General features: G+C 59.4%; 11 protein-coding genes and 1 tRNA gene. 8 read left to right on the plus strand and 4 right to left on the minus strand.

What is annotated here, in order from left to right; all coding sequences use genetic code 11:
- Positions 1 to 55: 55 nt before the first annotated feature.
- The 6 genes from ACC569_RS11500 (at position 56) to ACC569_RS11525 (ending at position 7366) form a co-directional block, all read left to right on the plus strand.
- Complete coding sequence (locus ACC569_RS11500; protein WP_372523674.1) at positions 56 to 1345, plus strand: styrene monooxygenase/indole monooxygenase family protein; 1290 nt, start codon at positions 56 to 58, stop codon at positions 1343 to 1345.
- A gap of 160 nt (positions 1346 to 1505) precedes the next feature.
- A complete protein-coding gene (locus ACC569_RS11505; protein WP_372523675.1) occupies positions 1506 to 2609 on the plus strand; it encodes a cobalamin-independent methionine synthase II family protein in 1104 nt (367 codons plus the stop codon).
- Between the two features lie 241 nt (positions 2610 to 2850).
- Positions 2851 to 4311: an L-seryl-tRNA(Sec) selenium transferase gene (selA, locus tag ACC569_RS11510; RefSeq protein ID WP_372523676.1), complete on the plus strand. Its 1461-nt coding sequence runs from the start codon at positions 2851 to 2853 to the stop codon at positions 4309 to 4311.
- Positions 4308 to 6260, plus strand: a complete 1953-nt coding sequence (selB, locus tag ACC569_RS11515) for a selenocysteine-specific translation elongation factor (RefSeq protein ID WP_372523677.1) — start codon at positions 4308 to 4310, stop codon at positions 6258 to 6260. The genes selA and selB overlap by 4 nt, the downstream gene beginning before the upstream one ends.
- A 102-nt stretch (positions 6261 to 6362) precedes the next feature.
- Positions 6363 to 6458, plus strand: a tRNA-Sec gene (locus ACC569_RS11520).
- Positions 6459 to 6538: 80 nt separating this feature from the next.
- Complete coding sequence (locus ACC569_RS11525; RefSeq protein WP_372523678.1) at positions 6539 to 7366, plus strand: nucleoside phosphorylase; 828 nt, start codon at positions 6539 to 6541, stop codon at positions 7364 to 7366.
- Between the two features lie 46 nt (positions 7367 to 7412).
- On the opposite strand, the gene arsS is transcribed toward ACC569_RS11525, so the two are convergent.
- Both arsS and ACC569_RS11535 read right to left on the minus strand, forming a co-directional pair.
- Entirely contained in the window at positions 7413 to 8498 is a 1086-nt protein-coding gene (gene arsS / locus ACC569_RS11530) for an arsenosugar biosynthesis radical SAM (seleno)protein ArsS (RefSeq protein ID WP_372523679.1), read from the minus strand.
- A 36-nt stretch (positions 8499 to 8534) separates the two neighbouring features.
- On the minus strand, positions 8535 to 8867 hold the full coding sequence (locus tag ACC569_RS11535; RefSeq protein ID WP_372523680.1) for an arsenosugar biosynthesis-associated peroxidase-like protein: 333 nt from the start codon (positions 8865 to 8867) through the stop codon (positions 8535 to 8537).
- Between the two features lie 214 nt (positions 8868 to 9081).
- Here ACC569_RS11535 and ACC569_RS11540 point away from each other — a divergent pair, with 214 nt between their 5' ends.
- Positions 9082 to 9783, plus strand: a complete 702-nt coding sequence (locus tag ACC569_RS11540) for a metalloregulator ArsR/SmtB family transcription factor (RefSeq protein ID WP_372523681.1) — start codon at positions 9082 to 9084, stop codon at positions 9781 to 9783.
- A 617-nt stretch (positions 9784 to 10400) separates the two neighbouring features.
- A complete protein-coding gene (locus ACC569_RS11545; RefSeq protein ID WP_372523682.1) occupies positions 10401 to 10658 on the plus strand; it encodes a hypothetical protein in 258 nt (85 codons plus the stop codon).
- A gap of 86 nt (positions 10659 to 10744) precedes the next feature.
- Here ACC569_RS11545 and ACC569_RS11550 read toward each other — a convergent pair whose 3' ends face one another.
- Together ACC569_RS11550 and ACC569_RS11555 are read right to left on the minus strand one after the other, a co-directional pair.
- Entirely contained in the window at positions 10745 to 12169 is a 1425-nt protein-coding gene (locus tag ACC569_RS11550) for a hypothetical protein (protein ID WP_372523683.1), read from the minus strand.
- A 198-nt stretch (positions 12170 to 12367) separates the two neighbouring features.
- Positions 12368 to 13400: sterol desaturase family protein (locus ACC569_RS11555; protein WP_372523684.1), on the minus strand; the 1033-nt coding region annotated here is incomplete at its 5' end.

Genomic DNA, 13400 nt, shown 5'->3' on the forward strand with positions numbered 1-13400 from the left:
AGGGGATGGCACAGCGTACGGCGGATAGTGCACCGCACTCTAGGGAGGACAGCAAGTGGCGAATTCGAGGATAGGAGTAGTCGGAAGCGGCCCAGGTGGTCTGCACCTTGGCCTCTTTCTGCAAAAGCACGGCGTCACGACGACACTGTATTCGGAGCGTACGGCGGACCAGATCCGGGCCAGCAAACTTCCGAACACGGCCATTCACTGGTGGAACGTCCGCAAGCGCGAGGCCGAGCTCGGGGTGGACCATTGGGAAGGAGGCCAAATCGGCAACAACATCTGGGTCGGCCTGCCTGATCCCTTGGTGATCAAAGGTCACTTTTCGGCCAAGAGCAATATCGTCGACAACCGGCTGTATTGCGCGACGCTGCTTGAGGACTACATCAAGCGGGGCGGTGATGTGGTCTACGGCGCGATTCAGGCCGAGGCCCTCGTCGGCCTTTCAGAGAAGCACGAACTGGTCGTGATTTCTTCGGGCAAGGGGAGCCTGACCGAGCTGTTCCCGCGAATCCCCGAATTCTCGCTCACCGCGCCCAAGCGGCGCCTGTGCACCGGCATCTATCGCGGCATCACCAATCCGCAGCCGGAATACCTCGGCGTCAACATGGTGCCCGGCACGGGCGAGCTCTACGAGATGCCGTTTATCACGTTCGACGGCAAGCACACGGCGCTGTTCTTCTTCGTCGTGCCGGGCGGGCCCTGGGAAACTGTCATGGCGACCCGATACGAGGATAATCCCAAGAAGTTCAACGACACGGTTCTCGGCATCGTCTCCGCGCATTTTCCGCACATCCGCGAGCGTATTCGCACGAGCGAGTTCGGCCTCCGCTCCGCGCTTGACTACCTCCAGGGCGCCATCACGCCGACCGTGCGCCGCGCCTATGCAAAGCTGGCGAACGGCAAGCACGTCGTCGCTATCGGCGACTTGCATTGTACCAACGACCCCCTCATGGGACAGGGCGTCGGCTGCGCGACGAACGGCGCCTTCGTCGTCGGCCAGGCGATTCTTGATGACGGCTTGGCGTTCGACGAGCGCTTCTGCACGCTGGTAGAGGAGAAGATGTGGAGTTGGACCAGGGACGCGACGGCATGGAACAACCACATGATTCAGGTTCCGCCGGCGCCCAACACCGTCGATCTAATCATCGCCGCGGCGAAGAACCAGACGCTGGCGGACGCCTTCTGCGACAACTTCGCCGCGCCGTCGAAGAACTGGAACGCTCTCGCCAGCCTTGAGCGATCACGCAACCTGTTGCGCGTCCTTGGCATGGACAGCCCGTTTACCGACGCCGCCCTCGCCAGCACAGCAGGCGCTGCTGATTCTAAGCGCTCAGTTCAGTAGCGAGTACCATTTCCCCCGGGGCGAGAGACTGGTCATTCCAGCGGAATGGGGCCGATTTCGCTCCGTATCTACGCGACGGTACTCTGGCGTATAGGCGGGCCGCCCCGCGGAGAAGGAACACAAAGACGTGGCAATATGACCAAGAGGGACTATTGGAACTATGATCAAAGCTCACACCGACGTCGTGGGCAGTCTGTTGCGCCCACCCGAACTCATTAAGGCCCTGCAACTCCGCGGCAAGGGGGAGATCGCACCGCCCGAGTTCAAGCGAATCGAAGATGCCGCGGTAGTCGCCGCATTGCGCCTCCAGGAGGGGGCCGGCCTCGAGGTGGTAACCGACGGCGAAATGCGCCGACTTTCATTCCAGAGTCAGGTGACCGAGGCGGTCAGTGGATTCAGCGAATGGGATCTCAACGCGTTCCTCTGGGGAGATTGGCATAGCCACGATCACGGCGAAAAATCGATCGATCGGCCTCCTATCGCGGTACTCGAGCCGCTTCGGCGACGGCGCTCGCTTAGTGCCGAGGAGTTCACGTATACGCGCGGAAGGACAGACCGCACGGTCAAAGTCACCATTCCCAGCCCGAGTTTGTTCGCAAACTTCTGGGACCCAGAGCGATCTACCGGGGCCTACCGAAACGCCGAGGAATACCTGGGCGTCGTGGCCGACCTGCTGCGCGAAGATGTCGACGAACTGGTGAGTCTCGGATGCACCTACATCCAGATCGACGCGCCCCACTACACCCTGCTCATCGATCCGAAGTACCGCGAGTTTTACGCACGTCGGGGCCGGCCGGCGGAACAGTGGCTCGATTTCGGAATGGAACTCGACAATCTCGTGATCGGTAATCGCCCGGGAGTGACTTTTGCCTTCCACTTGTGCCGTGGCAATCAGAGCAGTCGCTGGCTGGTCGAGGGGGGATACGACCAAATCGCCTCCAAGATCTTCAAGGGAATCAAGGCTGATCGCCTAATGCTGGAGTACGACGACGAACGCTCGGGCTCGTTCGAGGCGTTGGCCGAGGTCCCGGAAGACAAGACGGCGGTGCTGGGCCTCGTGACGACGAAGTCGCCGAGGCGAGAAACGGTCGAAAGCCTTCGGGCCCGAATCTTCGAGGCGTCCAAATTCTGCCCGCTGGATCGGCTCGCCATTTCTCCCCAGTGCGGATTCGCTAGCTCTATCGAAGGAAACGCCCTCGGGGCCGACGATCAGCGCGCAAAGCTCTACACGCTGTCCAAAACGGCATCGTCGATTTGGGGCTGAAGAGGAGCGTACTGCTCCACGCTGCGGGCGCTGGCGCGTCCCGCCGCACCCGTTTGAGCCTTCGGTTCGGCATTTCGCATATACTTTCGACGGCGGTTCTGGCGTTGGAGAATCGGCCAGTTCTATTCCGCAATGGGAAACTGTACAAAGGCAGGGGCACACCAGAACGACGGGACTGGGAATATCCGGCGGGATGCATTCCTTATTCCGTCGTGCGCAGGCTCGGAACGGCGACGACGCAATGTCGATAGTCGTCCCTAAGCCGCAAGGCGCGCCGCGCCGCGCGACGCGCGGCACCGAACTGCAATCAAGCGTCGTGGGAACCCGCCGTGACCTTCCCGCCGTGCATCAAGTGTTAGAGCAACCCCGGCTCGTGATCTTGCAACAGCGGTTAGACCACACTTATTTGGTCGAGGAAGTGCGGGTTTGTCTCGACGCCGCTCGCCAATCCCTGCAGAAGAACCCCACATGTGCAGCGCCGTCGCCTGAGTCGGTCGCCGAACAAGTGGCGGAGCGCTTGGAGCGGTGGCTCGAGCCAAGACTCAAGGCAGTGATCAACCTTACGGGCACACTGCTTCACACCAATCTCGGCCGTTCGCCCTTGTCCGAGGCTGCAATTGAAGCGATGTGCAATGCCGCCAATTCGGTCAATCTGGAGTTCGATTTGGCGATGGGCCGACGAGGAGATCGGGATAACCTCGTGGAGGATCTGTTGTGTCGCCTGACGGGCGCGGAAGCAGCCAGTGTGGTCAACAATAACGCTGCGGCCGTTTACCTAGTCTTGAACACGCTTGCCAGCAGGCGACGCGTCGCCATCAGCCGCGGAGAATTGGTTGAGATTGGCGATAGCTTCCGCATGCCGGATATCATCCGCAAGAGCGGCTGCAAGTTGATGGAGATTGGCACGACCAATCGGACCCATCTGAAGGATTACCAGCAGGCGATTGACGAAGGCGCCGGCCTGCTACTCAAGGTTCACACAAGCAATTACCGAATCGAGGGTTTCGTCCACGAAGTTACGTTGCACGAGCTATCGAGACTTGGACGCGAAGCCGGGGTTCCGGTGATCGCCGATCTTGGAAGTGGCGCCCTGATTGATCTGGCGCGCTGGGGACTGGCAGGGGAACCGACCGTCGGGGATGCGGTCGATGCCGGGATCGACTTAGTTACTTTCAGCGGCGACAAGTTGCTTGGTGGCCCTCAAGCAGGCATTGTGGTAGGGCGCCGTGAGTTGGTACGGCGCATCAAACGCAATCCAATAAGACGGGCTCTCAGGTGCGACAAGATTCGATTGGCGGCGTTGGAGGCGACCTTGCGCGCGTTTCTTTCGCCCCGGACCGTGAACGAAACCTTGCCGGCCTACCGCATGATCGCGCGGCCACTATCGGAGATTGAAACGATGGCAGCCCAGGTTCGCGCTGCGATCGAATGTTGGGCAGAAGGTCGGGCGAAGGTGGCTGTGACGCGCGGGCAAAGCCAGGTGGGTAGCGGAAGCCTGCCGGGCGATACGCTGCCGACGTGTTTGATCTCCCTGACCCCGGACGGCGCCGCTGTCGAGGCACTCGCGCACGAATTGCGTGCGCTGGATCCCCCAGTGATTGGAAGAATGCATGGGGGCAAGGTCTTGCTCGACATGCGCTGCCTACTGGATCCTGAATCGCTGCTGCGTGCCTTGCGGGCGAAAGGCAGCGCAAGCAGATGATCGTCGGAACCGCCGGTCACATCGATCACGGCAAGACCTCGCTCGTCCGATTGCTTACGGGTATCGATACCGACCGCCTGCCCGAGGAAAAGCAGCGGGGCATGACCATTGATTTAGGCTTCGCGCATACCGTGCTTGCACGCGTGGGCCAGATAGGGATCGTGGATGTGCCGGGACACGAGCGATTCATTCGCAACATGGTGGCTGGCGCAACCGGGATCGACCTCGTGCTTCTTGTGGTCGCGGCGGATGATGGCGTCATGCCTCAGACTCGCGAACATCTGGATATCATCGGTTTGCTCGGAATCACCAGCGGAATCGTCGCCCTTACCAAGACTGACCTTGTCTCCGCGGAACGGATCGATGCGGTGACGGGCGAGATCCGCGCGTTGCTCGACGGAACCACAATCGCATCGGCGCCGATCGTGCCCATTTCATCCGGAACCGGGGAAGGCCTAGAGGCATTGCGTCAGGAGCTGGACCGTTGCCTCGCGCTCGTGCGGTCCAGGTCGGCGGAGTGGCCTTTCTGGATGCCTGTTGACCGCGTGTTCGTCGTTCGCGGATTTGGCGTCGTGGCAACCGGCACGATCGAGTCGGGCGAAATCAAAACGGACGCTCAACTGCGGCTCTTGCCGGGCACTCAAACAGTCCGGGTGCGGGGAATTCAGGTACACGATCGCCCGGTTGACGCAGCCACCGCGGGAAACCGATGCGCACTGAACCTGACAGGCATTGAAAAGCATTCCTTGCGCCGAGGGATGGTTGTGTGCGACGCCGGCCTGACGCGTGTGGCGAAGATCGTGGATGCGAAAGTCACTCTCGCACAGGACTTGGAAAGCCCTCTGAAAAACCATGTCCGTGTCCGGATCCACTGCGGTACCGCGGAGGCGTTTGCCCGTCTGCAGTGGCTTGAGTCGATTCCGCCGGAGTCGGGAGGAACCGGGCTCGCCCAGCTTCGTTTGGAGGAACCTGTGCCCTTACTGTACGGTCTCCGGTTCATCTTGAGGGACCAGACGGCACAACGTACCGTGGGCGGGGGCGTTGCGCTGGACCCCTTTGCAGAGCATCGCGGCGCTCGGCTGCCTATGCGAATCGAACGGCTCAGACGTCTGAGCGCCCTCGATCCGGATGAAACTCTATCCGTATTGTTGGAGACCCGGGGCGCCGACGGCTGGTTGCTGCCGGAGCTCGCTGAACGGCTCGTCGAAGCGCCGCAGCGGTTGAAAGAACGAGTCGATAGGCGAAGCGATACGTGGCGCGAATTCATTGAGGGTACCGTGTGGATCGCATTGCGAAGCGCGGTGGAAGCCATGGGACCAAAGCTGGTGTCAGCGATCGGTTCACATCTTCGCGACCATCCAAGGGCCACCGCGGTGGCGCTGGCGACTCTGCACTCGACCGTCTGCCCGCGACTAGACCTGCGCATTTTCCGATTGCTGTTGGATCGCCTGATGGTGGGAGGAGGCTTCGAACTATGCCCTGACGGCGTTAGGCCCGTAGGCCATCGACAAAGCTTTTCTCGGGAAGACACTGCGCTGGCTGACCGCGTGGAGAATCTCCTCGCACACCACGGCAAGCCGTTACCGAAGTTGGAGATGTTGGCCAGGGCGATCGGACTCGCCACCCCGCGCCTGCGCCAATTCTTAGGGGAACTAGACCGGGCCGGTCGCGTAACTCGCCTCTCAGACGGCGTATACGTCACGCGACGGGATCTGACAGCATGGCGAGAAGATGTCCAAGCCCACTTTCGCACGAACGAGCAATTGTCGGTGGCTCAGTTTCGGGATCAGGTAGGTATCGGGCGCGGCTTGGCCATCATGGTGTTGGAGCGCCTCGATCAAGAAGGCGTCACCAAGCGTGTCGGAGAATTCAGGGTGGCTGTCTCGGGATCTCGACGGGAACCCCAACGGGCAAGTTCGCAAGCCACGATTTCCGGTCAACGGAAGTAGCAGGTGCGGTTCGATACTTGTCTCACGCCCGTGATCGCGGGTTTCGACAACCAAGGGTCAGCGTGACGGCCATTCACGAGGTGATACGATAGCTTCAAATACGGAGAGGTTGGCTGCCCGGTGGCATCCGCGGACTTCAAATCCGTTGAGAGGTAGTGCAACTACCTCTGGTGGGTTCGACTCCTACCCTCTCCGCCATGACCGCATTGCCACGTCCATGACCTCGAACCGCGCGATCCCTAGCGGCACTGAGACCTAGAAAAGCAACGCCAGAGCAGATGAGCGATGCAAGTAGCACGAGAGGTTTTCCACCGCCCATCGTGCGAGGCAAGAATCCTGTCGCATGCTCTGAGTTCACGCCAGAGAATTTGCTCAGAGAGGCGCGTCGGCAGAAAGCGCTCGCGACCGAAACCGTGCCGGAACTGTGCATCCTCGATCCCGATGGTGACATGGTACGGCACCTAGTCGCTGCTGGTTGCGCTCGCCGCCATCTTGCATGGGCCTGCTACCACACGGAGCTTCACACGTTCGAGCTTGAAGGACTGAATTTCGGCATCATCGGCTGCGCGGTCGGCGCACCCTTTGCTGTGCTGGTATCAGAGGAACTGTTTGCTTCCGGTTGCAAGTTTCTCGTCAGCATGACCTCGGCGGGCCAAATACTCCCGATCCAGGCACCGCCCTATTTCATCGTTATCGATCGTGCGCTCCGCGACGAGGGCACGAGCTACCACTACCTTGCTGCCGCAGACTACAGTACGGCGAGTGACTCTCTGTTGCGGCTGTGCACAGAGGCGCTTACCACTGCGGACATCGCCGTGCAGATCGGCGCAACTTGGACCACGGATGCGCCCTTTCGAGAGACTGCCGACGCCATCGACATGGCTAAGAAGGCAGGCATCCTCGCGGTCGAAATGGAAGCTGCCGCGCTTTACGCCTTTGCCGAAGCTCGCAGGAAACCTGTGATTTGTATCGCCCACGTGACAAACCAACTGGGCCGCATTGAGGGAGACTTTGAGAAAGGCGCTGCAGATGGTACGGAGGAGTCGCTCAAGCTTATTGCATCGGTTGCGCGCGCTTACGAACGCGAGTATTTGAACAGTGGCTAAGAACTAATTTGCGCCAATCGCGCTCTGGCGAGAGCGATTGAATATCTCAAGCGGTTTGTCCACTGCACGAACTGCCTGCCCCCGCCGTGCATCCAAAACAATGTCGGGCAGTCACGATAGGCCGATGCTCCCAATTGCTTTCATCGAACGCGCCGATGTGCGGTCCGTTTGGCAGGGATATCTCTAGTTCGAGCATTTGGTTGAAATCGCAGTCGTATAGGCGACCATCCCATCCCACCGAAAGCGTATTTCGGCACATCGCTCCGACTATGGCGCCCGGGTTGAACGCATTGACCAACCGGTTCATATAGGCCTCCAGATTGCCGCTAGATTCGAGCCATTCCAGGAATCGAGAAATTGGCATGTTGTTGAGCACGAACAACCGGTCGAAGGTGACACCGTAATCGCGCTCCAATGCCTGTCGCCATTCGCGCTCCAAACTGGCCTGAGAAGCACCCAGGAAGGCCCCAGCCGGATTGGAGACCAGCGTCAACCGCCTGAGGGGATCGCCTTTACCGTAGCCGGCGGCATTGAGGACTTGCATCGCCTTGATGGACCGCTCAAAAACTCCATCGCCCCTTTGCGCATCCGTGTTGATGTGGCGGTAGTGCGGCAGCGACGCAACGATTTCGACGCCACGTTCGCCGAGCCAGTCGACGAGATCCGCATTTCGAGGCAACAGCAGCACCGTCAGATTGCATCGATCGATGACGTGCTTGCCTGCCGTAACGCTGGCGTCAACTACATCGCGGAAACGCGGATGCAACTCCGGGGCGCCGCCGGTCAAATCGACCGTATGGGCTGCACTGGATCCAATCGCCGCGATCACCTGTCCAACAGTCTTTTCGGACATCATCGCGTCGGTGCGGTCCGGTCCGGCGTCCACATGGCAGTGACGGCAGGTCATGTTGCAAAGCTTGCCAAGATTGACCTGGAATACCTCCAAGTGTGCGGGTTTCAGTGCGTCCCCGACGAAAGGCCCGAATTCGACGCGGTGCCCCTCCTGTTCCATGTGGACCGACGCGAGCACTCGAAGTTGCTCGGCGGACGAGGAAAGAGGCGCATGCCGCTGATGAAGCGTCGAGATCGATCGCGCGGTTCTGCTACGGTCAGTCGAAAGTGAATCCGCCACATGTGCGAGCCGAATAGGAATATTGGGCGCTCTCATTTACATGCCCAGCTTTTTTGCCTTGTCCCGCATCTGCATCCCGTGAACCAGAGACGCGCCACCACGGATTGCGACAGCGACATGCAACGCCTCGGTCATCTGCTCGAAATCGGCGCCCTTCTGCTGACAATCCTGAGTATAGGCATCGATGCAATAAGGACATTGCACGGCATGCGCAACTGCCAGTGCAATAAGGCTCTTCTCACGCGCGGACAACGCTCCGTCGGCAAATACTTCACCATAGTATTCAAAAAATCTCTTGCCAAGCGCCGGGCTACCGTCGGCAATCTTCTGAAAATCAGCAAGATGCTGTCTGTGGTAGTAGTTTTCCATGTGGCCGCTCCTCGGCTGTTGTTCAGCGAAACGATCGTCACGTGATTCGGGATTCCTCGAAAATCGTCTAGGCCAAATACCTTGGATTTGCCGATTCAGACCTCAGCAGGTAGCACCGCCCAACGATTCGGAAGCCATAGGCTTGTTTAGAACAGTGTATAATTCGGAGTCGTAATCATGCGTATTCAATCAATCAATCAGTTAATTGAATAATATGACCTCAACGCTCTCCTGTCAACCCGACAAGTTGCGCGCGCTCTACCAGTCATTGGCCCTAGTGGCGCAGGCGCTTGCTAACCCGAACCGCCTGCAACTTCTTGAACATATTGCTCAGGGAGAGCGAAGCGTCGAACCGTTGGCAATCATCACGGGATTGAGCATCGCGAACACCTCACAGCACCTGCAGGCCCTCAGACAGGCTGGGATGGTGGTGGCTCGCAAAAAGGGCCAGCGCGTCTTCTATTCGATTGCAGGTCACGAAGTTGTCCAGCTATACACTGCGCTGCAGCGCGCGGGAGAGGCTCAAGTCGCAGAGGTCGAACGTCTGGTGCGTGACTTCATTGGGGATCGTTGCAAGCTCGAGCCGATTCGTGCCAAGGAACTGCTTGCCCGCGTGCAGAAAGGCTTGGTCACGGTTCTGGATGTGCGTCCGGCCGACGAGTTCTCCGCCGGTCATTTGCCCGGCGCGATCAATATTCCCATTGACCAACTCGAACGCGGCCTGGCCAGGTTGCCCAAAAAACGTGAGGTGGTAGCGTACTGCCGTGGACCGTATTGCCTGATGTCGTTCGAGGCGGTGATGAAGCTCTGCCAGCGCGGCTGGCAGGCCCGGCGCCTTGAGCGCGGTTTCCCCGAATGGAAAGCCGCGGGCTTGCCCGTCGAAGTGAGCAGCATTGCACGGTCGTTGCACGCCTAATCCGCTCGATCCCGTTTGCCCGGCATTCTGCTGTGTTCGCTATTGAACGCGGGCGTCAAGACCGTCGTCGGAAATAATCTCCCGAATCATCCAGGCGACGGTCCTCGCCGCGCCGCCGGCGCCGACGAGATGCGCGCCGACGACGTTGTGTGATTCGTGACTCAGCAGTAGAGTGCGACGGCGGCTAACTACTCGCGGGGGTCAACGTGAGTAAAAAGCCGGATCGCCCCCATTCCCTGTGTCTGCAATGCGTGCCACGAAGCACTTACCCCGCAAAGTTAGGCGAAGCGCAGCGGGGTGCGCGCTTCGGTCGGTCCGGCAAGCCCCACATAGACGGGAACTGCGGGAATGGTTCTGGTCATCTCGCCGCAATACTTGACCACGCGCGCGGGCGCAAATGAGAACTGGGGCACTGTATATGCGCTGAGACCCTGTGCGGTGATAAGAGCCAACTTGCGCTATAGCGCCTGCTCCATTACCGCTCCCGGAATCCGGGATGGTCTTCAGGGTAGCCGGGTAGGCCGAACTCCCGTATGCGGTGCGCAATGAGAATGCCCTCGCCCGGCAAATCTGCGCTTCTCGCCTAAGGGCCGAGACGCTGCGGGACGTCACCACCAGTGAGAAGCACCTTTGATCCCCCGCTGTCGCCCGCGGCACGCTCCAAGAAAGAGTCGAGTTCGGCGCGTGAAGCGATTCGCCGCGCCGTGATGTTGTGGTGTCGGTTCCACACCAGCCGCGCGAATGGCCTTCAGGGCGGCGTGCGACTGAGCGAGCCCGCGGAGCGGAGACTGATGAGCGTACACCGACATACCGGCCGGGAACCGCACGGCGAAATCGCGCGCGTCGACGGCGTGGCCCGAAATCATCTCGAGTGAGCCGCTAGCGGGCGGATCTTTGTGCACTGCGCCACCGCACTCTGAGCCGTACGGTCGTCTCTTGTTGCAGGACCGGCGCTCACAGCTCAACTCCTCTTCCGCGATACGACATAGGATTCATCGAGGAACCATAAACCTCCATGCTCCTGCAGAACCTCGTGTGTGGCGTCGAGATATGTGCGCTCACCAATCACATTGCCGAGCCGATTGTCGTCGATCTGGGAAACATACACGGCGGCGTTCCAGGCAGCGAAAAGCGTCGACGTGCCGATGCTTTCGGAAATCTCCGTCGGCAGCGTATGCATGTCGTAGCGAAATACCGCTCGGCCGTCGGCGTAGGCGTTGAAATTGAAACGCCGTGCTTCCTTTCCCAAATCATTGCGCGTCGCGCGAAGAACATCGTGGCGACTGGTCTGAAACGGATCCTCGCCCGACCAGACTTTCCGAATGATCTCCAAGCCCGGATCGTGTCCGTAGGAGTGAATACCGAGTAGCCTCCCCCCCGGAGCGAGCGCCCGTGCAAGCGGAGCGATGACTTTGGAAGCCTTGAACTCAGCCGGAACACGCGCGCGATAGGGCTGAGATGCGATTACAAGATCGAAATTTGCGTTGGACTTGCCTTGAATAGGAATCACGTTGCTCAATAAAAAGCGAAAGTCCTCACGATAGAGCACCAGTGCCACTGGACGATCGTAGATCGGGTTGCCGCTCTGTTGACTGTGGCGCGCTTGCCAGTACTTGGCAAGAAACGGCTCAAGTGCAATAATTTGATCACTGAATTCATGCGCCGTGACGCCCGTGAGAGCGACTTCATGCCAGACAAGCGAAGTGGCCGCCGAAACGGCTTTCGGTGATAGCCACGGTGCTTCGCCGTAGTACATATTAGTTACCACCAGTACCGTGGCCGGGTGTTCGTGGAAACGATCGGCCATTTTGTCCAGCGACAGCCGCACATCCTCGAGGCTTATCTCCTTGCCGACAAAATAAAACGGCATTGTCGGAAAACGCCTGTGCATCTCGCGCATTACGCGCGTGAGCACCGTGCCGTCACCCATGCCAGCGTCAAACACCCGAACAGCGGGCGGCCGCGGATGGATGTGCGCAAGTTCCATGCCCACGCGGTGCGCAATTACCTGCTTTTCGCTGCAAGTATTGACAAATAACAGGTACTTCTGGCGGTTGTCGAAGAAGCGGAAGTTTCTCTCCCGCGAACCGTCGATGGCCGCCCGCCCCTCAGTCCGCGGCGCGACCGCAGAGGCCCGAATAAGCGACAACAGTTCGTGCGGCGATACTTGCGCTGCCGCTCCATGCCGCGCCATGAAATCACCGATGCGCTCAAATGTTTCTGGAGTAACGCGTGCTCCTGCTCTTAGCCGGGAAACAAATTTCCCATCATTGACCGCGCGTCGACCGAAGGTAGACTCCGCCATCCCTGCACGACGACAGAAATCGGCGATGCTACTGAGCAGCGAATCGCTTTGCTCCACAACGCCACCCACCTTGTCATTCATCCAAGGGATGGAAAAACCTGATCACCATCCCGGGTCGCGGTATCCGAGATTCCTGCAAGTTCAAGCATCAACCTGACGCTCTCTGCTCCTGTTCGACTCGGAGCGGCTCCACGACTCCATTCCGCCACGTAGGATCACGAACAGCGCCACCACCGACCAATGCAAGCAGCCCAAGTCGACGGGCGAGGTCACGCGCAATCATTGGCCGACCTTCTCCCGGCCGCCAATTGGATATCCGCCAACATTGCCCCGGAATGGCTGGAGCAGCATCCGGTCGAGCCGCAGTTCTCTTGCCTCTCGGAAATTGCCAATTCCAATTTTTAGGTGCTCATGATCTACCGAAGGCTGCGCAAGGTAGGTACCGAACAGCCGATCCCACCACGGCAAGTTGAAGCCAAAATTTCTGTTTGTTTCGTGTGGAAACACGGAGTGATGGACGCGATGCATGTCAGGCGTCACCACGAACAACCGCAAGACGCGGTCGATGGCAATCGGTAGGCGAACGTTTCCGTGGTTGAACATCGAGGTCGCGTTGAGCAGCACCTCGAAAAGAAGCACCGCCAAGGGCGAAGGTCCAAGAACTGCCACGGCGGCGAGCTTGACGCCGGCGGAAAGCATGATTTCGACAGGATGAAAACGCGCACCGGTCGTCACATCGAAGTCGAGGTCCGTGTGGTGCATTCGGTGCAACCGCCACAGTGCCGGGACCGCGTGAAACATTACGTGCTGCATGTAAATAATGAAGTCGAGCGCTACGACCGCAAAAACCAGAGCCACAGCCGGAGAAATTGAGAGCTGGTTAAGCAATCCCCACCCGCGTTCTTGAGCGACGACCGAAAAACCAATCGTCGTCACAGGCAGCACGAGCCGGAGCAGCACAGAATTCAAGGCCACGATGCCTAGATTCGCTGGCCAGCGAAGACGGCGTGGATGGGCAAGAAGCCGTCTAGGAGCGACCGCCTCCCACGCTGCCATGGCGACAAAAACCATGCTGAATGCCCCGATACGTATCCAAGGCTCGTGTTGCAAGAGGTAAGAGTCCATGTAATCCAATTGCGTATTCAAGATATTAATTGAATAATGAGCGGGAATAGGGCGAATGTCAACGACACCGTGGGCCCAGCGCCACGCCCGCTGCCTGGTGGTCGCACCATAATCTTGAGCCGCCACTTGAACCACCAGAGCCGGGATCAAGCGGCCACGAGCGTGAACTTCCGCACCAAACTGCAAC

This window comes from Sulfuricaulis sp. (assembly GCF_041499725.1).
Classification (GTDB): domain Bacteria; phylum Pseudomonadota; class Gammaproteobacteria; order Acidiferrobacterales; family Sulfurifustaceae; genus Sulfuricaulis.